The organism is Methanococcus voltae PS (assembly GCF_024807035.1).
GTDB classification, from domain to species: Archaea; AGJL01; Methanococci; order Methanococcales; family Methanococcaceae; genus Methanococcus; species Methanococcus voltae.
Window position 1 is genome coordinate 414,832 of record NZ_JANUCQ010000001.1, and the last position, 25,752, is coordinate 440,583.

At 27.9% G+C, this 25,752-nt stretch carries 20 protein-coding genes; 7 read left to right on the forward strand and 13 right to left on the reverse strand.

The annotated features are described in order from the left end of the window. Window positions 1-236: 236 nt before the first annotated feature. Window positions 237-1,283 carry an aspartate-semialdehyde dehydrogenase gene (asd, locus tag M2325_RS02040; RefSeq protein ID WP_209590477.1) on the reverse strand — a complete coding sequence of 349 codons (1,047 nt, stop codon included), beginning with the start codon at window positions 1,281-1,283 and terminating at the stop codon, window positions 237-239. A 344-nt stretch (window positions 1,284-1,627) separates the two neighbouring features. Between asd and nadA the strand changes: the two genes are divergently transcribed. From nadA to M2325_RS02055, 3 genes are all read left to right on the forward strand, one after another. Continuing rightward, window positions 1,628-2,575 carry a quinolinate synthase NadA gene (gene nadA, locus M2325_RS02045; RefSeq protein WP_209590478.1) on the forward strand — a complete coding sequence of 316 codons (948 nt, stop codon included), beginning with the start codon at window positions 1,628-1,630 and terminating at the stop codon, window positions 2,573-2,575. 200 nt (window positions 2,576-2,775) lie between these two features. After that, a complete protein-coding gene (locus tag M2325_RS02050; protein WP_209590479.1) occupies window positions 2,776-3,720 on the forward strand; it encodes a proteasome assembly chaperone family protein in 945 nt (314 codons plus the stop codon). A gap of 134 nt (window positions 3,721-3,854) precedes the next feature. After that, window positions 3,855-4,238: a DUF473 domain-containing protein gene (locus M2325_RS02055; protein WP_209590480.1), complete on the forward strand. Its 384-nt coding sequence runs from the start codon at window positions 3,855-3,857 to the stop codon at window positions 4,236-4,238. A 75-nt stretch (window positions 4,239-4,313) separates the two neighbouring features. On the opposite strand, the gene M2325_RS02060 is transcribed toward M2325_RS02055, so the two are convergent. The 3 genes from M2325_RS02060 to M2325_RS02070 form a co-directional block, all read right to left on the reverse strand. Continuing rightward, window positions 4,314-6,350 (reverse strand): UvrD-helicase domain-containing protein, encoded by a 2,037-nt coding sequence (locus M2325_RS02060; RefSeq protein WP_259050677.1) that lies wholly within the window; start codon window positions 6,348-6,350, stop codon window positions 4,314-4,316. A 246-nt stretch (window positions 6,351-6,596) separates the two neighbouring features. Then, complete coding sequence (locus M2325_RS02065; RefSeq protein WP_209590482.1) at window positions 6,597-6,803, reverse strand: hypothetical protein; 207 nt, start codon at window positions 6,801-6,803, stop codon at window positions 6,597-6,599. Between the two features lie 140 nt (window positions 6,804-6,943). Further along, window positions 6,944-7,585 carry a thymidylate synthase gene (locus M2325_RS02070; RefSeq protein WP_259050679.1) on the reverse strand — a complete coding sequence of 214 codons (642 nt, stop codon included), beginning with the start codon at window positions 7,583-7,585 and terminating at the stop codon, window positions 6,944-6,946. Between the two features lie 250 nt (window positions 7,586-7,835). Between M2325_RS02070 and M2325_RS02075 the strand changes: the two genes are divergently transcribed. Both M2325_RS02075 and M2325_RS02080 read left to right on the forward strand, forming a co-directional pair. Further along, window positions 7,836-9,188, forward strand: a complete 1,353-nt coding sequence (locus tag M2325_RS02075; RefSeq protein ID WP_259050680.1) for an amidohydrolase family protein — start codon at window positions 7,836-7,838, stop codon at window positions 9,186-9,188. Window positions 9,189-9,315: 127 nt separating this feature from the next. Continuing rightward, window positions 9,316-10,584, forward strand: a complete 1,269-nt coding sequence (locus M2325_RS02080) for an MBL fold metallo-hydrolase (protein ID WP_209590485.1) — start codon at window positions 9,316-9,318, stop codon at window positions 10,582-10,584. 51 nt (window positions 10,585-10,635) lie between these two features. Here the strand turns inward: M2325_RS02080 and M2325_RS02085 are convergent, their stop codons facing one another. The 4 genes from M2325_RS02085 to M2325_RS02100 form a co-directional block, all read right to left on the reverse strand. After that, complete coding sequence (locus M2325_RS02085; protein WP_209590486.1) at window positions 10,636-11,322, reverse strand: IMPACT family protein; 687 nt, start codon at window positions 11,320-11,322, stop codon at window positions 10,636-10,638. 91 nt (window positions 11,323-11,413) lie between these two features. Beyond that, window positions 11,414-11,701 carry a hypothetical protein gene (locus tag M2325_RS02090; protein ID WP_259050681.1) on the reverse strand — a complete coding sequence of 96 codons (288 nt, stop codon included), beginning with the start codon at window positions 11,699-11,701 and terminating at the stop codon, window positions 11,414-11,416. Window positions 11,702-11,875: 174 nt separating this feature from the next. Next, window positions 11,876-12,433, reverse strand: coding sequence for a flavodoxin family protein (locus M2325_RS02095; protein ID WP_209590488.1), 558 nt, complete (start codon window positions 12,431-12,433; stop codon window positions 11,876-11,878). A 203-nt stretch (window positions 12,434-12,636) separates the two neighbouring features. Next, window positions 12,637-13,959: a pyridoxal phosphate-dependent aminotransferase gene (locus M2325_RS02100; protein WP_209590489.1), complete on the reverse strand. Its 1,323-nt coding sequence runs from the start codon at window positions 13,957-13,959 to the stop codon at window positions 12,637-12,639. Window positions 13,960-14,800: 841 nt separating this feature from the next. Here M2325_RS02100 and smc point away from each other — a divergent pair. Beyond that, window positions 14,801-18,400, forward strand: coding sequence for a chromosome segregation protein SMC (gene smc / locus M2325_RS02105; protein ID WP_259050682.1), 3,600 nt, complete (start codon window positions 14,801-14,803; stop codon window positions 18,398-18,400). 47 nt (window positions 18,401-18,447) lie between these two features. On the opposite strand, the gene M2325_RS02110 is transcribed toward smc, so the two are convergent. From M2325_RS02110 to M2325_RS02125, 4 genes are all read right to left on the reverse strand, one after another. Further along, window positions 18,448-19,155, reverse strand: a complete 708-nt coding sequence (locus M2325_RS02110; protein WP_259050685.1) for a thermonuclease family protein — start codon at window positions 19,153-19,155, stop codon at window positions 18,448-18,450. A gap of 110 nt (window positions 19,156-19,265) precedes the next feature. Next, a complete protein-coding gene (locus M2325_RS02115) occupies window positions 19,266-20,708 on the reverse strand; it encodes an RtcB family protein (protein ID WP_209590491.1) in 1,443 nt (480 codons plus the stop codon). A 241-nt stretch (window positions 20,709-20,949) separates the two neighbouring features. After that, window positions 20,950-21,603 (reverse strand): CDP-diacylglycerol--serine O-phosphatidyltransferase, encoded by a 654-nt coding sequence (gene pssA, locus M2325_RS02120; protein WP_209590492.1) that lies wholly within the window; start codon window positions 21,601-21,603, stop codon window positions 20,950-20,952. Window positions 21,604-21,740: 137 nt separating this feature from the next. Further along, window positions 21,741-22,259, reverse strand: a complete 519-nt coding sequence (locus M2325_RS02125) for an adenine phosphoribosyltransferase (protein WP_209590816.1) — start codon at window positions 22,257-22,259, stop codon at window positions 21,741-21,743. 512 nt (window positions 22,260-22,771) lie between these two features. Between M2325_RS02125 and M2325_RS02130 the strand changes: the two genes are divergently transcribed. Then, window positions 22,772-24,028: a DUF373 family protein gene (locus M2325_RS02130; protein WP_259050687.1), complete on the forward strand. Its 1,257-nt coding sequence runs from the start codon at window positions 22,772-22,774 to the stop codon at window positions 24,026-24,028. Between the two features lie 83 nt (window positions 24,029-24,111). On the opposite strand, the gene M2325_RS08255 is transcribed toward M2325_RS02130, so the two are convergent. Continuing rightward, window positions 24,112-25,629 (reverse strand): CheR family methyltransferase, encoded by a 1,518-nt coding sequence (locus M2325_RS08255; RefSeq protein ID WP_310572587.1) that lies wholly within the window; start codon window positions 25,627-25,629, stop codon window positions 24,112-24,114. Between the last annotated feature and the right edge of the window lie 123 nt (window positions 25,630-25,752).

A 25,752-nucleotide genomic window follows, 5' to 3' on the forward strand; every position in this document is an offset into this window, starting at 1 on the left:
AAATTTAATAATTTTACTTAATTAATAATGCTTAATATATTTAAGTTAACTTAAATATTTTAACAATGATTAATATACACAACCTAATATATAAAGGTTACTACTGAAAAAATAAAATAAAGTAATCACCTAATTATAATTAATAAAAATAATAAAACTAGTAAAAATAATAAAAAATGAAAGTAAAAGTAAAAAGAAAATAAAAAATTATTAATCATTAACTAATAATATTTCATTTATAAATATTTTTTAACATATAATTCCGCATTAAGAACGCTAGCACCTGCAGCGCCTCTAATTGTATTATGTTCCAAAGCAGTGTACTTTGTTGTAAAGATAGGGTCTTCTCTAACTCTTCCCACCACTATGGACATTCCATTACCTGTGTTTCTATCCAATCTTGGTTGCGGTCTGTCGTTTTCACTTCTAAGTACGATAGGTTTTGCATAACTTGGTAAGTTAAAGTCTTTTAATGGGTCGAATTCATCCATAGCCTTTTTGATTTCTTCAATTTCTGCTTCTTCGGTAGTTTTAACGAAAATACTTTCAGTGTGTCCGTCAATAACTGGTACTCTATTGCAAGATACGCCTATTTTAAAATTACCATCTTTAAATTGACCATTTTCAACATTGCCCAATATTTTTAAGTTTTCGGTTTGCATCTTTTCTTCTTCTCCGCCGATGTAAGGGATCATATTATCTAATATCGCCATCGAAGGTACTCCATCGTAACCTGCACCACTTATAGCCTGCATTGTTGTAATATTTACTAAATCCAATCCAAATTTGTCCATGATTGGTTTTAAAGTTATTGACGAGCAAATGGTTGAACAATTAGGGTTTGTTACAATACCACCATCATATCCTCTGTTATCTCTTTGAGTTTCTAACATTTTAAAGTGTTCGTGGTTAACTTCAGTTATGATTAAAGGTACATCTGCTTCCATTCTCATTGCTGAAGCGTTTGAAAATACCAATTTACCAGCTTTTGCAAATTCCGGTTCGATGGTTTGTGCGAGATTTGCAGGCAATGCAGAGAATACAATATCAACATTTTCAAATTCAGGGTGGTTAGCTTCAGTTGGCACAACTATTTTTTTAGCAGTGTCTTCAGGTATTGCCTCTGTTTGATACCAGTAGCAAGCATCTTCATAAGTTTTTCCTGCACTTCTATGGGATGCACCCAAAGCGGTTAATTCAAACATAGGGTGGTTTTCTAACATTTGAATAAATCTTTGCCCTACATTTCCAGTTGCACCTAATATTCCTACGTTTATTTTCATTTAGTTCACCAATTGATAGTTTTTTTATTTTATTTTATTATTTATTTCTTTTTTATTTCTTTTATTTTTTAGAACAATAATCTTTTAAATGTAATTATGAATTCTAATATTTAAATTTCATCATATTCCCACACTATTTCGAGTATTATATGATTTCATACATTAGATTAATTTTTTATACAATGGAATTAAATAAAATGATAATATTTTTATTTGGATTAGTAGTTATAAATATTGAATGATTAAGTTATATATCAATTTTACGAATTTACTAGTCAAAAATTAAATCTTAAATTTAAATCTTAAAAATACAATTTAAAATTTAAAACTTACGCGGTGTTATTATGAAAGAATGTATCAATAAAAAGGAAAAGTTAATAAACCATATAAATGAATTGAAAAACCAAAAAAATGCAATAATTTTGGCTCATAATTATCAACCTAGAGAAATTCAAGAGATAGCCGACTTTATCGGTGATTCTTTAGAACTCTGTATAATCGCAGAGAAAACTGAGGCTGACATAATAGTATTTTGCGGTGTAGATTTTATGGCCGAAACTGCAAAAATCTTAAATCCTACTAAAAAAGTGCTTTTACCCGAAATTGTTGACTCCGAATGTCCAATGGCTCACCAATTACCTCCTGAAGTAATTATACAAGCTAAAAAGGAGCATCCTGACGCTAAAGTTGTAATTTACGTTAATACATTGGCTTCAGCAAAGGCAATGGCGGATGCCACCTGTACTTCTGCAAATGCCGACAAAGTAGTAAATTTATTTGAAGAAGATAAGATATTATTTGGACCAGACAATAATTTAGCTTATTTCGTAGAAAAAAGAACCGATAAAAAAATAATTCCAGTTCCAAAAGGCGGACATTGCTATGTACACAAAATGTATACATTAGAGGATGCTAAAAAAGTAAAAGCCGAATATCCTGACGCGGAATTGTTAATTCATCCTGAGAGCAACCCTGAATTACAAGATATTGCAGATTATGTCATGAGTACAGGCGGAATGGTTAAACACGTATTAAACTCCCCTGTTGAAACCTTTATAATTGGAACAGAATGCGATATGATTTCTAGATTAAATATTGAGCTTGAAAAAGTGGGTAAATCTAAAAATCTAGTACCATTAAGGTCTGATGCAATCTGTAAATCTATGAAAAATATAACTCTTGAAAAAATAGAAACCTGTTTAATTGAAGAGAAATACGAAGTAAATTTGGATAAAGAAATCATAGAAAAAGCAAAAGTCGCAATTGATAAAATGTTATCTTTGAATAAATAATCAAATAATAAATAATCAAATTATTATTTTTTAGTTATATTTTAAATTATCAATATTTTATTTTTTTAAATTTTTAATATAATTCTTACTTTTTTACTACTTAATTTCACATATATTGCTATTTATAGTTTAAAATTTATAATTTAATTTAGTAAGTAATGCAAATAATATATACAAAATTAAATAGAAAGAGGGGAAATATGCAATATATTAGCTTAAAAACCGTGGATTATGAAGACCCGCTGGTAATTGTAGGATTTCCGAGTGTAGGGCTCGTAGGAAGCATTTCATCATATCATATTATAAAAAATTTGGATTTGGAATACATAGGGTATTTTGAAGACCCGCTTTTTCCATTGGCAATGATTGTGGAAGATAGCGTAGCTTATCCGCCGGTTAGGGTTTATGGCCGAAAAGATTTGATAGTATTCTTTTCAGACGTTTTAATTCCGAGCGAATTAATATATCCTTTTGTAGATGTAACCGTAGAACGATTAAAAGATATAAAACCAAAAATGGTTGTAACTTTGGAAGGATTTGCATCTATGCGTCCGGAAAATGTTTATTGGGTATCTACTTCCGAAACAATTGTAGATAAGTTAATGAAATTCCAAAATCACGCTTTAAAAAATAAAGAAGATTCTACAAAGGGTAAGGAAACCAAAGAAGAAACCAAATCTGACGTAGATAATAGTATTAATAATATCGATAGTATGAATAATATAAATAATATAGATTTTGATAATTTACCCGAAGAAACAAGTTTGGAAGAATTGGAGCTAATGACTTTGGATACAAATCAAAATATGAATTATGGTAGCTTACAAGAAGAAGTAAACGCCAAAATAGAGACTGGTATGAATAAATTAAAATTGGGAATGGTCGGAGGTATTTCAGCACATATGATGTTAAAATGCAACTATCAAAATATACCTGCAGCCTGTTTATTGGTGGAAACCGTAGGTTTAAGACCTGACCCTAAAGCTGCTTCGATAATAATCGGTGTATTAAATAAAGAATATGATATAAACGCTAATATCGATGAATTAATAGAAGAAGCTGAGAAAATACAAAGTAAATTGAATAATCTTGCTAAGGAACATGCAAAATTAATGACAAAATCTGAAAATCCAATGTATATGTAATTAATCAATGAAAATCCAATGGAATAAAAATAATAAAAATAACAATAACAATAACAATAAAATAATTAAAAAATTACTAAATTTTAAGATATAATTTATAATATTTTTATAATATTTGCATATGGGGGTTATTTATGAAAACACTTGCTGTAACGGGTATTTCAAGGAATTCGATTTCAGAATTACTGAAAAACCAAGTTAGAACGTTTGTATTAAAAAATATAGCTAATTATTCAGTTTTAACAAATTCTGAAGTTGGGGATGTATTATTTTTGACCAGTATCCGTAAAAGTGATTTAACGGTGGGTACAGAGGGCTTAATTGCTAAATTAGTTAGCGTAGACTTATGTAATAATATTGTAACTGATGAAAAAGCTGACGAAAATGAAACTGTGGTTGTAAACGCACAGTTTGAATTTTTAGGTTATGCAGTTTGTTTGGATATGTCAGAAAATGAGGAATACCCACTAGTAAATCCTAAAACTTTGTTTATACGTATTAAATCAATTTATGGGTAATAATATTACCTTTAAATTTACTATTTTTGGAATTTTATCATTGCTTTTTTTATTATTTTTATTATTTTATTATTTTTATTTTTTTAAAACTATATCACGCAATTCTTTCGCATAAGAGTTATTAAAGTCTTCTGAATGTAAAATCAAATGTTCAAAAGCCCTAGTAATCCCAACATAGATTAATTTTCTATTTAATATATCTTGAACGTTATTAGTGGGTTTATTAATTTTTGATAAGTTTGTAATTACGCATACTGGTGATTCTAAACCCTTTGAGGAGTGCAAAGTTAAAATACGAATATAACCAAATTCCAAATTTTTTGAAAAGCTACATTTCTTTTTTAAATCCGAATCAAGACCGTAATATAATTTTTCACAGCTTTTATTGTCATTACAAAGTATCATTATTTCTTCAGGTTTGAATTTTGTCAACAATTCTTTGATTTTATCGTTCAATACTTCGTTTTTACCGCTTAAAAATTCAATATTGCCATCCAATACACTAAATGTGTTTGTACCATTGTAGAATTTATAAACCTGATTTTTGAGTTCATCATTTTTCATTAAAAAGTTTATTCCTAAGTTTAAATGTTCTTTACCTGTACGATATGTGGATTTTAATAGTTTACTCCTTCCCCTCATATCTATGCCTAAACTTTTCCAATTTTGACCATTTAAACGATATATACTCTGTATTCGGTCACCAGCCAAAAATAAATTAATTCCTTCGGTATTTTTTCCAGCATAATCGATATAAGGGTACTTTTTACAAGATTTTACGCATATTTTAATCCATTCATTCATAAAATCTTGATATTCGTCAATTAAAACCGCATCGTACTGTTTTAATGACATATTGGTATCAATCCTATCTTCTAAAATATTTAAAACTTTATTTGGTAATTCGTAATTCCAAAACTGTTTTGATTCAGTTTTAAACTTTATTTTAAAGTTATTAAACTCTTCAGATTCAAAGCATTTATTATATTCATAATAAAGTTCTTTTGCAAATTTATGGAATGTAGAAACTTCTATATTATTTAATATATCGTTATTTCCAATTTTTTCACACATAATTTTTAAATTAGCCTTGCATTCTTCTGAAAGTGTTCTATTATATGTTAAAATTCTAATTTTCCAAGTTGGATTGTTCAATGCTAAAAAAACCGCCCTTGATAGTAATATTACAGTTTTACCACTACCTGGTACGCCGGTAATCATAAAGTGGCCATTGGGTATTTTTTTGCTTATTTTTTCCTGTTCTAAATCTAAAACTTTTATTAATTCCTTAGAATCCTTTTCATAATCAATAATATCTTCAATACCATCTTTACTGCTTAATTTATTTATTATTTTAAATAAATTTATCAAATTACTTAATTTCTTCAACTTAGAATCTTTTTTATTGTTATATTTATCTTTATTATGATTTTTATCTTTAATTTTCTGTTTTGAATTACAAATACATATTTCAGGACATAATAAAGACCTAATTCTATTAAATTCAATATTTGACATTTTTACATCTTTACTTTTATCAAATAGGTCGTCAATAGTTAATTCTGAAATTTTATCCGACGTTATATATTTAGAAGGGGGCTGATTTAAAACTTTATTAATTTCAAGTTTTTTAATCTCTTCCGATTTAATCTTACTAAAAACGGCATAAGAGTATATTTTAGGGGGCATTTCAAATTTATTCGAATTTTCAATGTTTTTGGTATTTATTTTATTTTTTTTACTTTTCTCCTTTTTTTCCCTAAATATTTCATCGTTATAAATCAAATCTTTTAATTTATTAAAATAGATATTTGATATAACTATTGGATTTTTAAAAGTCTTATTATCAATTGTTTCCACTTGGTGGGAATTTATATTCTTTAAATATCCTATTTTCCAATCTTTGACTTCTAATATACAAACCCCTTTAAAACTATCTATCAATATAAAATCAGGTTTTAAACCACAGACTGACTGTTGTAAATACAATACACAGTTCCTATTGCCTTCATAATTGTCAATTTCTGAGTATATTTCTTTTATCTTATTTAATAGTTTTAGTTCTCCCTTTTTAAGCCCGTATACGTCATCTGGTATTATATCAATTCCCATTTTAAAACCCAATTCTCAATTTTTATAATTTAAACTTAAATAATATATTTCACTATTTTATTAAATTATTTAAAAATATTGTTTAATTAGTATATAAACTGTTGTCCCAGAAATAACGTATATAATAGAATATAATAATTAATTTAAGTTTTAAAAAAGAAATAACTGAAAAAATAATAAAAATAAGAAATAATTAAAGATTAGAATGATTTAGACTAATATATCATAATTTATTTTAATTATATTTTATATCTTCGAATTTATCAATCTTAAAATTTCTTCTTCCGTGAATTTATGTAATTCTTTTAATTTTTCCAAGTCTTCGCCAGTTTCATGCTTTAGTAACGTTTCAATCATTTTTAAATGTTCTTTTAGCGAATTAAGGTCATCATCTTCCGAACTTCGGGTAATCAATTCTTTAATTTCGTCAATACATGGTTGGATATTTGTCATAGTCACCCCTCCCCATTTATCCACGTATATAATTATATAAATTTTTGTTTTTATGAGTTACGGTGATGAGTAATAAAATAGTAACCAAAATAATAAAATAATAAAATAATAAAATAAAATAATAAAATAATAAAATAAAATTAAATTTTAAAATCTTTTCTTAAATTATCAATATCTCTTTTAACATAGACGTGCATTGAAACACTATGATGAGTATACTTTTTTAATGGAATGTTCAATTTATCAGCAACAGTTTGACCAAGTGCAATTAAACCAAGTGCATTAGCGTGGAAAGCTAAATATGCGTCATTACTTCTAAATAAAACAGTCATATATAGCTCATCGTTTCTCACTAAAAATTCGATAAACTGCAAGCAAGGAACGTCTTTAACTTGTGTATCAATGTATGGATTCCACGTAATAGCTATAGCCCTTCTAGAACTGTGATTTTCCGAAAGCTTACCTACAATATAGTCTATTTGGTCAAATTTCTCGGTTTTATCTTGATTTGGGTATTCAAAAATACGTTCATGGTAGTCGTAAACAAATTCTGTACTACAGCCATTTATAAGCTGATTAGTATATGATTTAATCGCATTTTCACCGAGAGGATATTTTGAAGACACATCCATATTTGCAGGGTCTGTAATCTCAATAACGGTATTCATAATTTCCTTACATTTTTGACCGTCTTCTGTAGTCATATCAATACCTTCATTTAATATTTTAGGTATCAATTCTTCAAAAGCGTTTTTAACAGATTTCTTTTTTAAAATTAACAATATAACACCTTTAAACTTAAATTTAAACTTAAATTTAAACTGAAGTTAAACAGAAATTAAGCTTAATTTTTTTAATTATTTAATATTTAAATTCAATTCTATATAAATCATTTAGTTTTAAATAGTATTAAATTTATTTTTCAATACCTATTCATTTAAATGATATATAAATCACAATTCAAATATAACAGGGTTACTATATAATATAAATGTAATACAACTAGCATATAATTGTATTTTTGGTGAAATTATGGCGTTATTTTTAAAATCTAAGTTTTTATATGGCGAGGAATTTGAATTAAAAGAGGGCATTCTTGTAATTGAAAACGGGGTTATAACTGATTTTTTAGAAAATCAAGAAAATTTATCTGATATCTTAACAAAAGAAGATGATAAAATCATAACTTACGAAGGCTTAGTAATCCCTTCTTTTAATAATTTACATACTCATATTGGGGATTCTGCAATTAAAGATGTCGGCATAAATAGGACATTAGATGAATTAGTAAAGCCCCCTCACGGTCTCAAACATAGGTTTTTAAATAATTGTAGTGACAAAGATATAGTCAATGGTATGATAGCGGGTATGTGTGAATTGTATGAAAACGGAACACATATATTTTGCGACTATCGGGAAAATGGTTTAAAAGGTATTCAACTTTTAAATAATGCTTTAAATTTGTTTAACGTCTCCAAAGGCATTACTAAAAATAGCGATAGTACAAATAATTCAAAAAATTTATTGGAACCTTACGTTTTAGGTCGACCCACAATAAGATTGGAAAATACTACTAAAGACGATATTAAAGAAGATTTAAGAAATGAAATTTTCCAAATCTTGGATTTATCTCAAGGAATAGGTCTAAGCGGTTTAAATGAATATGACGACTGTGAACTCAAATTCATAAGGCGTGTTATTGATGAATACAATAGTCATAATGACAATGACAATGGCGAAGATAATATCAAAGGTAATATCAAAGGTAATATCAAAGATAATAGCAAGGTCAAATCAAAAAAAGTATTTTCAGTACACGCAGGCGAACATGAGGGTTCGGTTCAATATTCACATAAAAATTACGGTTTATCTGAAATAGAAAGGTTAATAAATTTGGAATTAAGCCCAAACTTCATAATTCACGCGGTTCACGTATCAGACCAGGAAATACAACAAATAAAAGAAAATAACATACCATTAGTGGTTTGTCCAAGAGCAAACGCTTCATTCAATGTAGGATTGCCAAAAATAAATGAATTACACGAAAAAGGTATTTTAATGGCAATAGGGACAGATAATTTTATGGCCAATTCTCCGTCAATATTTAGAGAAATGGACTTCATATATAAATTATACCATTTAGAACCTTTAGAAATTTTAAAAATGGCTACTGTAAACGGTAACAAAATATTGGGAAATTCAGACTATAATTATAAGAATACTGGATTAATAAAAGAAGGATTTAAGCCTAATTTTAGTTTTATAAATTATAACTTTGAAAATTCTAAAAATTTGATTGCTACATTGATAACAAGATGCGAAAGTAAAAATATTGATATAGAATTTAAATATAAATTTGAAAGTTTATTATCTAAAAGTTTATAATTTAATATGTTAAATTAAAACAATTTATTTAACTTTTAAAATTAATTAGTCATATACAATATTTACTTTTCAATTGCATTATAAATGAATTAATTCATCTCTTGGACAATCGCAATGAGGTGAAAACATGATAGTCGGTAAATTTCACGGCGGTTGTCATCAAATAGGAAAATCCTGTGTAGAAATAGAGACAAAAAAGTCTAGAATATTAGTAGATTGTGGTATGGACCCATCAAATAATGGTATACCAGATATAAATGACAGCGTTATGGATGCAGTTGTGATATCCCACGCACACCTTGACCATTGCGGTGCAGTACCTCATTTTGACCTTAAAAATATATATTGTAATGCACCTACGGCTGATTTAATGTACAATGTATGGAAAGATACTGTAGCATTGTCAAAATCGTACAAGGAAGAAGATATTCAAAGGTCTATGAAAAATATCAACATTGTAGATTATAAAGAACCTAGAAAGATAACTTCGGACATATCTATGAAATTATACGATGCTGGACACATTTTGGGTAGTTCCTCGGTATATTTAGACATAGACGGTAAAAAGTTACTATATACTGGCGATATTAATGAAATTGAGACCAGAACTTTAAACCCTGCAGATACAGATATTGATGAAATAGACACCATAATTATCGAATCAACCTACGGTTCGCCATTAGATGTTAAACCATCAAGAAAAGTATTGGAAAAACAATTAATTGACGAGATTTCAGAAACCATTGAAGAAAATGGGAAAGTTATAATCCCTGTTTTTGCAGTAGGTAGGGCTCAGGAGATAATCGTTATTATAAACAACTACATAAGAAGCGGTTTGATTAAAAAGGTTCCAATATACATCTGTGGTTCATTAACACATACAACAGGTATGTATATGAGCTATTCAGAATGGTTAAACCCTAAAATAAATAATTTAATGAATAATGGTACTAATCCATTTGGTAATCTTTTAAAAGCTGATGATAATATATTTAACAATAATGAACCTTGTATAATCATTTCAACGTCTGGAATGGTTCAAGGCGGTCCTGTATTGCAATATTTATCATTATTGAAAAATCCAAGAAATAAATTAATATTGACTGGTTACCAAGGTGAAGGTACTATCGGACGTAGTTTAGAAGAAGGAGCAACTGAAATCACTCCATTCAAAAAGCCTATCCAAATTAAGGGTAAAATATCCAAAATAGAATTTTCAGCTCACGGGGATTACAATTCACTTGTAAGGTATCTTAAAAAGATACCAGAACCTAAAAAAGCCATAGTTATGCACGGTGAAAGATATCAGGCTCTTTCCCTCGCAATGACAATATGGAAAATGTTTAAAATCCCTTCAATAGCTCCTACGATTGGTAGTACAATACCATTGTTCTAAGGAATGACTTAAAATAAAAAGAAATTTTATTTTATTCTTATTTTATTATTTTTAATTAATTAATTTGTTAAAACAAGCTCTTTTGTTTAATTTATGTATCTTTAAATTATTTTTAGTATAATTTATGACGTTTTTAATAAATATATCTTCATAACCTTTGATAATATCGATATTATAATTTATATCTTCCAAATATTCTTCAGAGTAAATTTTTACCACATTTAATCTATTCAATTCGTTTGTATCTTCAATAGCTTTTTTAACATTATTTATCTCAGAGTAATCGAACTCTAATTTGAACTTTGAAGTATCGTATATCCCAATAATTCCTGCGCTTTCGATAGCATCGTTCGCAGTTTCACTGTAAGCTTTGACAAGTCCGCCGTAACCTAACTTAATACCTCCAAAGTATCTCGTAACAACTACTGCCAAATTTTGCACATTTTTAAGCTCCAAAACTTTAAAAATAGGTTTCCCCGAACTTCCTGAAGGTTCACCATCATCATCGTATTTCATAGCTAAATAATTATTATTTTCATGTTCTTTTACATAATAGGCAGACACATTGTGCGTAGCGTCTTTATGTAGTTCTTTAACATAATTTACAAATTCTTTGGCTTCAATTTCCGTATCTACGGGTTTAACATACCCAATAAATAAGGAATTTTTATAAACCTTTTCAATTTTAGCAAATTTTCCAACTGTTTTATATATTAACCCTAATTTATCTTTATTCATATAATCACAAAAAGTTCCAAATTAAAAAAATATTCAATATATTTAAAATATTCAAAAAAATAATCTAATAATTAATCCAGCTTACAATGACTTACATTGAGCTAGAATGTTCTTCGCTTTTACGAACTGTAAAGTAAAAGTATTCTTTTCCGCATTCTTCAATGTTACCAAGGTCTAATAATGTTTTTTCATCTTCCATGAACGCCATTACTTTTTCTAGATTTGTAATTGTAGTTCTTAGCCAAATAAAAGTTCCAGAAGGCTCCCTTAAAGCTAACCTACAAATATCAACATCTACTTCAACCTCTGAAAAATACTCTAAATTTAAATATCTTACAATATTTCCTTTAGTCACGTCTTCAAATCTTATTATTTTCATAGTTTCACTTGCCAACAAGATATATCATATTCATAATTATATTGTATATTAATATATTATTTTTAATATATACAATTATTGATTTATCGACAAAAAATATAACAAATACTTAAAAAAATAAATAAAAAATAAATAAAAAATATTATATCAAATAATTTTTAATTATTAGATTTATTATTGGATTAACTTTTTACCCATATGGTATGCTTTTTCAAGAGCGTACATGTGGTTTTCTGCAGGATTTTGTTCTGATAAACCTCCCACTATTAATGTATCAATCACATTTAGCCCTAAGAAGTCTAATACATCATTGTTATGTTTTATATAGTTTATAAATGCGTTTTTATCAGGATTTGCTTGTGTATATACAGTTATTGTAGCTATATTGGCCAATCTAGTTTCAAAATCATTGGAAATCACTGGATACAATCTATCTATAAAGCATTTAGCCTGCCCTGTTATTTGCCACATGAATATTGGAGTACCAAAGATTAGGTAGTCAGCCTCTATTAATTCGTCTAGTATTTCGGACATATCGTCGTCTAAACTACAGGCAAAAGTGTCTCTACAATCCATACACTCGTTACATCCCTCAAAATTAATTTCTTCTAAATTATGTTCATGAAAACATGCTTCACAGCTTTCAGATATACCTTTCATCATATTGGCTAGTATTTTGGCAGTATTGCCTTGCTTTAGAGGACTTCCATTTATTACAAGTATTTTTTTCATAGAATCACCCGCCATTTGTTTAATAATATAGTCAATTAATTTTAGGGTATTTCAGGTATTTACTTACAATAATAATTATCTAATTAAAAATTTATATAATTATACATTTAAATTTTATAATATTAATGCCAATATAATTACGTAATTAAAAATAACTAATAAAAAGATAAAATAATAAAAAGATAAAATAATAAATTAATAAATTAGTTAGCTGAACTATTGAGGTACTCGTCTATTTTTTCACTTAAAGTTTTAAATGTCCATTTCATTAAATTTTCATCTTTTTCAAGTAGTGTAAATCTTAATCCCTCATGTTTTGAACAGAAAGACGTCAATGGTACCATACAAATACCTGAAGCACCCAATAACTGGTAGACAAATCTCTTGTCTTTTTCAACTAAGGAATGTTGTCCACACTGGTCTAAAACTCCATTTATATACGTGTCTAATTCATTATCCATTTTTAAATGCTGTTTGTCATTTAAAACACCATCGTCAAAGGTTAAAGCTCCATAAAATGCTCCATTTGTAAGATTTACTGAAACACCTTCGACTTTATTAATTGTCTTATATGCGTAATTTGAAGCTTTTTCGTAGTATTTTTTACGTTCACCCAAAGATTTTTCAAACCTTTTATCGCCCATTACCTTAGGTATAATCGTTTGAGGTAATGTAGTTGAACATACTTCTATCATTTTGAATTTACCGATATTTTCAACGTATTTTTTGAATACTGGGTCTTTATCTTTATTATAAAATTCTGTCCAGCCACAACGGGAGCCAGGCCATGGTAAATCTTTAGAAATACCTTTCATTGAAATTCCGCAAACATCGTCTATTACTTCTGAAAGGCTAACATGCTTTTTACCATTGTAAACTAAATTTTGGTAAATTTCGTCACATAATATAAATACGTCGTATTCGTTAGCTATATCTACAATATCACTTAATACTTTCTTAGAATATACTGCACCTGTGGGATTGCCGGGATTTATTAATAATATACCACTAACCGAAGGATTATATTTTACCTTATTTTCCAAATCATCCAAATCGGGATACCATAAATTATCTTTATCCAAACTGTACATCACAGGTGAACTATTTGAGTATAAACCTTCTGCAGATGAATGTGTGGAGTATGCTGGAGTAGGGCCAATTACCCTACATTCTTTTCTCATTAATCCATAAATATTAGTTATAGCATCCCCTAAGCCATTGAAAAATATCATATCGTCGGATGTAATCTGAGCTCCATTTTTACTATTGTTTAAATCTGCTAAAAATTCACGTGTTTCTAATAAACCCTGAGTAGGGCAGTAACCATATGTTTTATTTTCTAAAGTACTTTCTGAAACTATTTCTTTAATCCATTCGGGCATTTGTTCCCCTTTTGCGATAGGGTCCCCAATATTTTCCCAGATTATTTTTTTGCCTAATTTTTGGGCTCTTTCCGCTACTGCAACAATTCCCCTAATTTCGTAAGATAGTTCTTCAGTTCCCTTGTTTACAATATTGTTTCTCATAATTTCACCTGAGTATACAACTCGATTTTTTAATTCGAATTGCAGTAGCTTTAATTTTTATACTTGTTATTTTTAAATTTTTATAATTATGTTTAAAAAATAAATATTTAATATTATATTAATTTAGTTAATTTATTTAATATTTAGAGGTTATTTATTGTTCTAAATCATTTTTCTGTCAAATTTATATGATTATTTATATTTTATGCTATTCTATGGTGATTACTTGGAGATAATTAAACCACGGAATTTATTAATATTGTTATTCATACCTAGTTATTTATGTCTACTACCAATATATTTAAAAGTATTCAAATCAAAAGTTATCAATCATATAATAGAGTTCTATTACATAATAATAACTTTTCAAAAATATATTAATTGTATTTTTAATATATATAGTTTTGCATATTCTTTAACAAAAATAATAATTATCCTAAAAATATTAATTGCTAATCTTTATAATAGAGCTCTATTATACTAAATCTAACGAATTTTTATAATTATTTTTTAAATTAAAAGATTTTAACTGAGTTATTTTAATATTGGAGATTATTCAAGTTTCAAATATTTTAAAATACGTTTAGATATTATATCACTATGTCATAATAATTCATAAATAACATACTCAAATAACAATTTATTAAATCTCGGGAAACAAATGATAAAAGATTTAATACTAAAATACTATAAAATAAATAATATGATTAAAATAGTTTATTTAACAATGTTTATACAAATAATAGAGATAATAGAGATAATAGAGATAATACAATATTAAAAAGATATTTCAGAATAATAAAAATCTAAATTTATCTAATTATTAAGTAACGGTGTCCTTATGATTTCAATATCCGAAATTCATTTAAAAAATTTCAAATCATTCAAAAATACGAAGTTAAAAATCCCTGACGGTTTTACTGCAATACTGGGTCCAAATGGCTCGGGAAAGTCAAATACTATCGACGGTATATGTTTTGTTCTTGGAAAAACCTCCGCCAAATCCTTGAGAGCAGGAAAATTTAACCAACTTATAACCTACCATAATGGAAAAAGGGCAGATTATGCAGAGGTAACTTTATTTTTTGACAATATAAATCGTGAAATACCCATAGATTCTGATAAAGTAGGTATTTGCAGAAAAGTAAAGTTAAACGGCGATAATAATTATTACGTTGTTTGGTATGAAGTTGAAAAGCAAAATACTAAAATAAATACCGAAAGTAGCCAAAAAAAGACTTCAAAAGCTTCAAAAGTGGAAAAAAGACGTAGGATGAAGAAAAATGAAGTTTTAGACCTTTTAAGTAAGATATCTTTGATTGCAGATGGTCCAAACATCATTTTACAGGGAGATTTGCTTAGGATAATTGATACTTCGCCAAATGAAAGAAGAAAAATCCTAGATGAAGTCAGCGGAGTTGCAGAATTCGATGAAAAATCGGAAAAAGCAAAAAAAGAGTTATCTCAAGCAAGGGAATATATTGAAAAAATAGATATTAGGATAAACGAAGTTCGCGCTAATCTAGAGAAATTAAAGAAAGAAAAAGAAGACGCTGAAAAATATACTGTATATAACAAAAAATTAAAAGTTACAAAGTATATTTTAACATCTAAAAAAGTAGAATTCTTAAAAATGGTTCTTGACGAAACAAAAGATGAAATAGAAGCTTTAAAAGAGACCAAAAATTGTTATATTCAAGATATAAGTAATATAGATAGCGAAATAATCGGATTAAAAGTAAAAATCAACGAGTTAGTCAATGAATTAAATGAGAAAGGTAGCGAAGAAGTAATGGAACTTCATAAGTCTATCAAAGAATTGGAAGTAAATCTTAATAATGATAAAAATGCACTGGAAAATGCAATAGATGATTTAAAACACACGTTAAAAATGGAAGAATCCAAAAATAATGATTTAAACGAAACAAAAGAGAAAATAAATAACATAAGGATTGACACCTTAAAAAAAGAAGCTGAAGCAAAAGTTTTGATTAAAGAAATTGAAAAATTAAACGAAGAAAGGCAAAATTTAGAGAAAAAGGTAGAGCAAAGTGAATCTCAAGTTAAAGCTTTAAAAAATCAAGAAAGTAAGCTTTCAGAACGTATAAACGATACCCAAAAAGAATTATATGGCTTAAAAAACGAATTAAATCAATTAGAAAATACATTAAATAATAGAACTTTCGATTATCAAAAAAACAATGAAACAATTGAAAATTTAACAAACCAGATAGCCGAATTTAGTGATTTAGAAGATACTAAAAAACTATACAAGGAATTAGAAGATATAGCAGTTGAATTGGAATTTTCAAAGAAAAAATTGCAAGAAAAAATTACTGAACGAAATGATAGTCAGTCAAAATTAGATAATCTTCACTCTGAATATGTTAAAGAAAATGCGAGAATTAAAACATTAAAAGATATGGAAAACTTTAGTTTAGATAGGGCAGTCAAGGGCGTGCTTGATGCAAAGTTACCTGGTGTGGTAGATATAGCCGGTAATTTGGCTAAAACTAAAGGTGAATACAAAACAGCCATAGAAGTAGCAGGCGGTGCCAGGTTAAACCACATAGTGGTTAAGAAAATGGATGACGGTTCACGAGCTATCAACTATTTAAAACAGAAGAGATTAGGTAGGGCTACATTCTTACCAATGGATAGAATAAAAGGTATGGATGCAAAAGACATTTCAGACACTGGTATTATTGGAAAAGCTATTGATTTGGTCGAATTTGATATAAAATACACAAATGTATTTAAATTTATCTTTGGAAATACTCATATAGTTGATAATCTTGAAAATGCCAAAAAATTATCCTTAAAATACAAGGCAAGATTTGTTACTTTAGAGGGTGAAGTTATAGAGCCATCTGGTGCAATGGTTGGGGGTAATATACGCAGAAACTCAGCTATTAAAGTAGATATCGATATGAAAAAATTAACTAATCTTTCAGAGGATATAAAAGAATTGGAACAAATTTTATCAAATGTTAAAGATGAAATAGAGCGTTTAAACAATAAAATTAATACATGCAGTACAAGAAAATTAGAGTTGGATAATCGCTTAAAAATTGCTCGAGACCAGGAATTTAAGAAAGAAGAGATTACAAAATCAAATAATTTAAAGATAAAAGAATTAAATATGTTAAATTCTAAAATAGATGACGAAATTTCAGAATTAACTGACGAAAAGGAAATATTATCCCAAAAAGTTCAAAATCTAGATAATAAACTTTCTGAAGTAATGGGGCAACGTGAAAGAATTGTAAACGAGATAAAATCTTATGAAAATTCTGAACTGTCAAAAAGAATTAAAGAAATTGACCATAAAATTAGGGAAAATGAAAGTAGCAAGAATACCTTGGAAAATGAGATTAAAAAAGGAGCCATTTTAGTAAAAGAAGTTTTAATTCCAAAGATTTCAGAGTTAAATTCCAACATTAAATCTCTTGCAGATAAGAAAAATATGTTTAAAAATAGTGTAGAAATTTATAAATCAAACATAGAATCAAATTCAAGCATATTATCTGATAAAAGAGGAAAATATGAAGAATTAACAAAGGGTTTAAAGGATTTAACCGATAAAAAAGAATGTTACGAACTAGAAATTGAGAATCTCCAAAATAATAAAGAAGAATTGAGAGAAAAAGCCACTGATATTGATAATCAGGTAAATGTTATAAATGTTGACCGGGCAAAATACGAGACAAGGCTAGAGGAAGAGGAAAGAAAGCTTTATTTATGCGATACTCTAGAAAATATCGAAGATATATCTGACGAAATGATAGAAGAAACTTATTCGTTAGAAATTGATGATTTAGAGAGAAATCAAGCACTTTTGGAAAGTAGTATAAAAAAACTCGAACCTGTAAATATGCGAGCTATTGAAGATTATGATTTTATTAACGAACGTTACGAAGAGTTATTTGGGAAAAGAAAAGAATATGAACAAGAAGAAGGTAAATATTTACAATTAATTTCAGAAGTTCAAAAAAGAAAGAAAGAAACGTTTATGAAAACTTACGATAGAGTTGCTGAAAACTATGAGCAAATATATGGTGAGATAGGAGGTAATGGTAAACTATCCCTCGAAAATGAGGAAGACCCATTTTCAGGAGGTCTTTTAATAGATGCTTCACCCATGAATAAGCAGTTACAGAATTTGGATGTTATGAGCGGTGGGGAAAAATCTTTAACCGCTTTAGCGTTCTTATTTGCCATTCAAAGATTAAATCCATCTCCATTCTACGTTTTAGATGAGGTAGATGCTGCGTTAGACACTAAAAATGCAAGTTTAATTGGGGATATGATAAGTAACGCGTCTAAAGAATCGCAATTTATTGTTATATCCCATAGGGAGCAAATGATAAGTAAATCAAACGTTATGTATGGAGTATGTATGGAAAATGGGCTTAGTAAAATAGTTTCGGTTAAATTATAGCCTTTAAACATATACTATTACTTAAATCTGTATAATTATCCTTACTATTAATACCACATACCTATTTTATTTTTCTTCGAATTCTCTTCAATTTTTAAAAATTTATCTTTTAACTCAAAATCTGAAACATATACTCGAGCATATCCATTTTTTAATAATTCTTCATTAAAATTAATGTATTTTTCATTAGATTCATTATCTTTTAAGAATATATATAATAGATAACGTCCATATTTACCTTTTTTATCACTTTTTTTATCAAATAATAAATATACTGTTTTATTATCTAATTTTTCAATTGTATAATTCTTTGCAAGTTTACCCCAGAGTTTTAAGTATGTTAAATTCGAAATAAAGCTATTATCATAATTTTGATATTCATTGGCTTTATTTAATCCATAAGTTTCCGGCGTATCTACGCCCAAAAGTCTTAATTTTATAATGGATTTATTATATTTTTCCTTACTTTTTGAATCAAAATCCCAGGGGTCTATTAAATAACTATTAGAGTCATTTAAAATTACATCCATGTAAACCGTATCCCCATCAACTATTTTATCAACTTTTACAAGTATTTTTTCGTGCGAATTAAAAAATTCGGTATTGTTCATCTCATTAGGGTTTTTATCTAAAGAAAATGAAAAAGATGAAAAAGATGTACATCCTGAAAATGATAAAATAGCTGTTAATATAATTATTATAACCATATAAAAAATACAATTTCTAAATTTTAATTTGTTTGAATTATCTCTCATAAAATCACGAAAAAAAGAAAATTAAATGTTTTTTATTATTTTATTATTAGTTATTTTATTATTTTAGTATTTTTATTATTTTAGTATTTTTATTATATTCTTTCTTTTAATTATCCTTTTACAACCCCTAAAGGTTTCAATCTACTTACTTTAAGTGCAATACCTGAATTATTACATACATCCGCAACTGCTTCGATATCCTTGTATGCTTCAGGGCATTCTTCAGCAATAACCCCTTTAGAGTCAGCCATTACTAAAATACCTTCTTTTTCTAATTTCTGTTGAATATCTTCACTATTATACATTTTGAGAGCTTTAACTCTACTCAATGTCCTACCTGCACCGTGTGCAGTTGAGCCGAATGTTTTTTCCATTGCTAAATCTGTACCACTTAATAAGTATGAAGCAGTGCCCATATCTCCAGGAATAATCACTGGTTGACCTACGGCTTTATATATATCTGGTATTTCAGTATGGTTCGGTCCGAAAGCTCTAGTAGCTCCTTTTCTGTGCACAACAACTGATTTTTCTTTTCCATCTACAATATGCTTTTCCTTTTTAGCAATGTTATGAGCAACGTCGTAAACTATTTCCATGTCCATATCTTCATAGGAAGTTTTGAAGACTTTTTCGAAGGCTTCTCTTACCCAATGGGTAATTAATTGTCTGTTTGCCCAAGCGTAGTTAGCACCACAGGACATAGCTTTAAAGTAAGCTTCTCCTTCTTCTGAATTAATTGGAGCACAAGCCAACTGTCTATCTGGAATATTTATATTGTATTTTCTCGTAGCGTTCTCCATTTTTCTTAAGTAATCCGCACATATTTGGTGACCAAGACCTCTTGAACCAGTGTGAACCATAATCATAAGTTGGTCTTTTTCAACGCCGTAAACTTTTGCGGTTTCATCGTTAAATATTTCATCCACGTATTGAATTTCTAAGAAGTGGTTTCCACTACCTAATGAACCTAGTTGTGGCTTTCCTCTTTTTTTAGCACTTTCTGAAACAAAACTAGCGTCTGCTTCTTTCATCCTACCGTTTTCTTCTATTCTTTCAAGGTCTCCTTTTAAGCCGTAACCTTCGTTGATTGCCCATTCGACACCTTCTTCTAAAACAGTGTCAATTTGGTTATTATCAAGCCTAATTTTACCTTTGCTACCTAATCCGGATGGTACATTGACGAATATCTCGTTTAAAAGTTCTTTTAACTTTGCTTTATCTTCTACATCTTTTTTGAATAAATTGGTTTTTATTAATCTAACACCACAGTTAATATCAAAACCAACTCCTCCTGGACTTATAACACCAGTCCTTTCATCAAATGCAGCAACACCGCCAATACAAAAGCCATAGCCATAGTGGCAATCAGGCATTGCTAAAGAATATTTCTGAATACCCGGAAGGCAAGCAACATTAGCTATTTGCTCAAATACGTCTTTTTGAAGTCCTTCGTATAATTCATCATTTAAATAAACGTTTCCCTTTACTTTCATTCCTTTTTTGTAAGTTTCAGGTAATTCCCATACATTTTCGTTAATTTTTTGTAGTTCCATTTTATCAACCTTATAATACGATTGTTTTATTTTTAATTATATACTAATAAATGTGTTATAAAGATATCTATTAATTTTTTTACCTATATATTATTTTTTGATTTTTCACATAATTACACTAAAAAAATAATTAGCGAATAAGTTAAAAAAATAAATCAAAAATCAAAAATCAAAAATATGGAATATAAAATATGGAATATAAAATATAAAATAATTCACAATAATATTAAAATTTGCAATATTATAATTCATGTGTTAAAGTGCCGTAAAAGCCATATATCGTATAGGATATAAGGCATAATACCAACGGAATTGGTTGTCCAAGTACTCCAATCAATAATGCTAATGAAAATACTGATAGGTACACTCTACGAGGATACTTTGGATATCTTATGTCGCAAATCATCAACAACCCGGCCACTAAATAAACAAATAAAACAATATAACCTAAAGTACCACTTAAAACATTGTTATATAGTAATGCCGCATGTAATATTGAACAAGTAAATAAAGCTCCTGCAGGTATTGGTAATCCAATAAATCCTTTTACGTCTAAAACTCCAAATCTTGCTAATCTTAAAGCACCACAACATACGAATATTGATGCTAAAATTACACCCCATATATTTAATTCTGGCGATAATGTACTAATATTTGCATATAATAAGTAAGCTGGAGCTACTCCAAAACTTACAACGTCACAAATGCTGTCTAATTCCGCCCCAAAGTCGGAAACCGTGTTTGTTTTTCTTGCAACCATTCCATCTAACGCATCAAAAACAACTGCAACGTATACGAATGCAAAGTCGTTTAACAATATTGCCATAAGTCCTAAAACAATATTTATCAAAGTTACGTAATCAGAAATCGTTAAAATTTCCCTAATTTTAAACATTTTATCACAATTAAATTTTTGTCTTAAATTATTTATTATCTATTATTTCTTATTTCTTATTTCTTATTTTTAGTTATTTAGGTATTAATTTTAAATTATCCCTTATATTTTATTAATTTATCAATATTTGCGAATAATTATATTTCATAAGTTACCAAACTTTGAATATCGTATTTATTTAGTTTTTTTCTACCTTCAAGTTCCGTTAATTCTATAATGAAGTTCAAACAAGCAACTTCTCCACCAACTTTTTCCATTAATCGACTAGTGGCAAGTGCAGTGCCTCCTGTAGCCAAGAGGTCGTCAACTACGGCGATTCTTTGACCTTTTTGAATTCCATCAACATGAACCTCTAATTTATCAGTACCGTATTCTAAATCATAATCTACGTTATGGGTTTGAAAAGGCAATTTTCCTGGTTTTCTGACGGGAACAAATCCTAAATTTAGTTTAGTGGCAATAGGAACTCCAAATAAGAATCCTCTGGCCTCAGGCCCTACAATTATATCAACTTTTTTATCTTCAATATAATCGGACATTTCATCTATTGTATATTTCAAAGCTTTTGGGCTTTTCAATATCGTGGTAACGTCCTTGAAGCTAACTCCTTTTTTTGGAAAATCTTTAATAACCCTTATTTCTTTCTTTAAATCTATTTTACTCATGGTACCACTCGATTTACATACATAATTGCTTAAATGCTCGTACTTGTGAAGATTTATTATTATAAATATGATAATGTTACATAGTATAATATCGCATATATTAACATATATATTCGTAATATCTATATTATTTCGTAATATTGCTAAATATAAATAGAAATAATTGAATATATCGTAATATGATTAATAAATCTTTTTAAATGAATCGAACATAATTTAATTTATATTTATAAATTATCATACGATTATAAAAATTAACTATAAAAACCATATAATATATTTTATATCAATAACTATAATTTGATAATCTTTAATTTGATAATCTTTATAATGTTTTAGTAAAATTTAAAAAATAGTTTCTAAATTTACAACAATATTTAAAATTTGATATGTATTCGCACAAGTATAATTTTAACTTAGAATTAATTTATAACTAATTTAGAATTAACTTAGATGTTTGAATATAAAATTACCACATTGTATGGTACATTCAAAGGGGTAATATGAGTTTTGAACCTTTAAATTCTAAAAAAATTAGTAATGATATTGTAAATATCGAGAGTATTATTGTTAATTATAGCAATGATAGTGTTAATCAAAATATGAATAATACAAGTAATACAAATAGTACAAATAATAATACAAATAATGGCAATGATGGTATTGATGGTAAGAACATAGATTTAAACTACAGTACTGAAGATAAAAAATATTTGATAATCGTTGTAGATATGGATGATGATGTAGGGCGTAAAGCTAATATCTCAAGTCCTATATTGGGTAGAAATGAAAATATCTCTGCAGCTGTAAAATTGGGTTTAGCAGACCCTGGAGATAGTGATGTTAACTCTATACTCGGAGGGGTAAAACACTACGACTCACTAAAAAGGGAAAATAGGGATGTTGAATTAGCAACAATCACTGGTGCAAAGGATGTAAACTCTGAAGAGTGCGCAATAAGAATTAAAGAACAGTTGGACTTTTTAATTTACCTATACGAGCCAGATTTTATATATATAGTATCCGATGGAAAAGAAGATGAAACAATATTAAAATATTTGGAATTAAAAGATATTTTTGTTTGGAAAAAGAGAATAGTTATAAAACAAAATGAATCATTGGAATCCACCTATTATTTGATACAAGAGTTTATTAATAAAACAATGTCAAGATATATACCACTTATATTTGTTTCAATAGGGTTTGTATTGATACTTTATGCGGTATTCCAAGATTTGGGTTGGAGAATAATATCTGGACTTTTGGGTATATATGTCCTATCCGAAGGGGCTGGTTTAACTGAAAATATCAAATCCAAAATTATGGAGAGTAAAGAAGGTCTACAAGTTGGTAAGATATCGCCTGCAGGGGGTATAATATCCCTTTTAATCATTATAGTAGGTGGTATTTATGCATATAGAGTTTCAGAAGACCCTGAATGGATTTTATTTGTTGGTAAATTTTTGTTGAATATTGCAAGCCCGTTAACGTTGTCCGTTGCAATATTGGTATGTGTACACTTCATAGATGATTTAGTCCATACAAAAAAGAACATATTAAACCTATTAAAGGCTTTATTCTTCCAAATAATAACTGTATTAATGGTCAGACAACTGTTGATTGTATTTTCAACGTACTTATTAGGTTCTGGTTCATTTAACGAGATAATAGTTTATATTGTAGTATATATAGCAATATTAATTATATTATCTGCAGTATTATTCTATAATTCAAAAAATAGTAGGAAAGATGAAAAATAAATAATTAAAAACTAAAATACAACTAATAAAAATAATAAATAAAATAATAAATAAAGTAATTAATTTTTTAACCCATTATAATTTTATTTTTTAGAATTTCTTAAAGATTGTAGCGATTTTCTAATTTCTTTTAAATCTTTTGGTGAGTCTTGTTCTTTTTTCTTAGTAGATAGTAATGAAGAAGATTTCTTAACAGTTTTAGATTCTCTTTTTTCTTTATCTTTATTTATATTTTCTCTTGTAGTTAATCGTGTTTTTTCACGTAAAGTTCTAGAAGATTCAGATTCAGATGTTTTAGATGAAATACCGGTTCTTTTTACTTCAGTTCTTGACTTTAATCTATCTTTATTAGTTCTATCATTATCTTTGGTATCCTTTTTAATTAATCTAGAGCTAGAAGTTGTGGAAGATGTTAACGTTCTCTTAGTCCTTTCTTCTTTATCTGATTTTACTTCATTTTTAGATGAATATCTCGATAATCTAGACACTGGTTTATCGGTAGATTTAATTGTAGATTTGGTTTTACTTGTCAATCTATTTGTAGTTTTAGCTGATGAATTTAACCGATTTGTACTTTCATTATTATTTTTACTATTACTTCTAATATTACTACTATTATCCACACTACTTCTAGTACTTCTAGTACTTCTAGTATTTGCCGTAGATTTTAAGCTTGACTTTACTTCAGAACTTTTAAGTCTTGATTGAGTATTTGTATTTTTAACAATATCCTGGTTATTTTTAACTGATACTGAGGAACTTTCTGTACTATTTTGACCCATTCTTTTGTTTTTACCCACTATCTTTTGATATATTCGCTCCCTATGATTGTGAGGTATAAACATTTCTCGAGGTTCTCCATGCAACATCTCAGTTCTGCCCAATATCAGGTAACCTCCATCCGAAAGACCTTCATAATATTTATTGAATAAAATTTCTTGAATTTCTTTTCCAAAGTAGATTATAACGTTTCTACATAAGATAAAATCCATTTCATAAATTGGTGGTTCCTTAATTAAATCGTGATTTTTAAATGTGACCATTTTTTTAATATCACTAGATATTTGATAGTGATTTCGGTCTATTTTAGTAAAATATTTGTTAATGGTGTCTTCGTCCATATTTTTAAACTGTTTGTCAATATATATACCCTGTCGTGCCTTTCTGACAATTTCTTTATCTAAATCTGTGGCATTAATTGTTATTCTTAAAAATTTTCTAGAGTATTGCTCACAAAGTTCTTTTAATATTATGGCTAATCCATAAGGTTCCTCTCCAGAAGAACAACCTGCACTCCATATTTTTATGGATTTTACCCGAGAATCTTTTACTTTTTCCTCAAATATCTTTTTTATTTCTCGGTATACGGTTATATCTCTCCAAAATTCCGTAACATTTACTGTTAATGTATTTTCCAGTTTTTCATATTCTTCAGGTGTCTTTTTTAAAAGTTCTAGGTACTCCCTGTAGCCTTTACATTTTGTAAGTCTCATACGAACTGAAACTCTTCGAGCAATGTATGAATCTTTATACTGGTCGATATGAATTTTTAATTCGGATTTTATTAGGTCTTTAATTTTATCGAAATATATATCACTCATAAAATCACCAGCAGATAAAACTGCCTAAACTTATTATTTTGGAATAAAGTAATTAATATAATTTATAAATTATAATTTAGATTAAAAGTAGAAGAATTTTAATATTTTATAGCTTAGTTTTAT

Bases quoted from the DNA above. Each gene is read 5' to 3' on its own strand.
- M2325_RS02085 (WP_209590486.1), bottom strand. From the start codon at position 11,322: ATGAATAAAGATAAATTAGGGTTAATATATAAAACAGTTGGAAAATTT.
- M2325_RS02055 (WP_209590480.1), top strand. From the start codon at position 3,855: ATGAAAACACTTGCTGTAACGGGTATTTCAAGGAATTCGATTTCAGAA.
- M2325_RS02090 (WP_259050681.1), bottom strand. From the start codon at position 11,701: ATGAAAATAATAAGATTTGAAGACGTGACTAAAGGAAATATTGTAAGA.
- M2325_RS02100 (WP_209590489.1), bottom strand. From the start codon at position 13,959: ATGAGAAACAATATTGTAAACAAGGGAACTGAAGAACTATCTTACGAA.
- M2325_RS02110 (WP_259050685.1), bottom strand. From the start codon at position 19,155: ATGAGAGATAATTCAAACAAATTAAAATTTAGAAATTGTATTTTTTAT.
- M2325_RS08255 (WP_310572587.1), bottom strand. From the start codon at position 25,629: ATGAGTGATATATATTTCGATAAAATTAAAGACCTAATAAAATCCGAA.
- M2325_RS02095 (WP_209590488.1), bottom strand. From the start codon at position 12,433: ATGAAAAAAATACTTGTAATAAATGGAAGTCCTCTAAAGCAAGGCAAT.
- M2325_RS02130 (WP_259050687.1), top strand. From the start codon at position 22,772: ATGAGTTTTGAACCTTTAAATTCTAAAAAAATTAGTAATGATATTGTA.
- smc (WP_259050682.1), top strand. From the start codon at position 14,801: ATGATTTCAATATCCGAAATTCATTTAAAAAATTTCAAATCATTCAAA.
- asd (WP_209590477.1), bottom strand. From the start codon at position 1,283: ATGAAAATAAACGTAGGAATATTAGGTGCAACTGGAAATGTAGGGCAA.
- M2325_RS02115 (WP_209590491.1), bottom strand. From the start codon at position 20,708: ATGGAACTACAAAAAATTAACGAAAATGTATGGGAATTACCTGAAACT.
- pssA (WP_209590492.1), bottom strand. From the start codon at position 21,603: ATGTTTAAAATTAGGGAAATTTTAACGATTTCTGATTACGTAACTTTG.
- M2325_RS02050 (WP_209590479.1), top strand. From the start codon at position 2,776: ATGCAATATATTAGCTTAAAAACCGTGGATTATGAAGACCCGCTGGTA.
- M2325_RS02060 (WP_259050677.1), bottom strand. From the start codon at position 6,350: ATGGGAATTGATATAATACCAGATGACGTATACGGGCTTAAAAAGGGA.
- M2325_RS02080 (WP_209590485.1), top strand. From the start codon at position 9,316: ATGATAGTCGGTAAATTTCACGGCGGTTGTCATCAAATAGGAAAATCC.
- M2325_RS02065 (WP_209590482.1), bottom strand. From the start codon at position 6,803: ATGACAAATATCCAACCATGTATTGACGAAATTAAAGAATTGATTACC.
- M2325_RS02075 (WP_259050680.1), top strand. From the start codon at position 7,836: ATGGCGTTATTTTTAAAATCTAAGTTTTTATATGGCGAGGAATTTGAA.
- nadA (WP_209590478.1), top strand. From the start codon at position 1,628: ATGAAAGAATGTATCAATAAAAAGGAAAAGTTAATAAACCATATAAAT.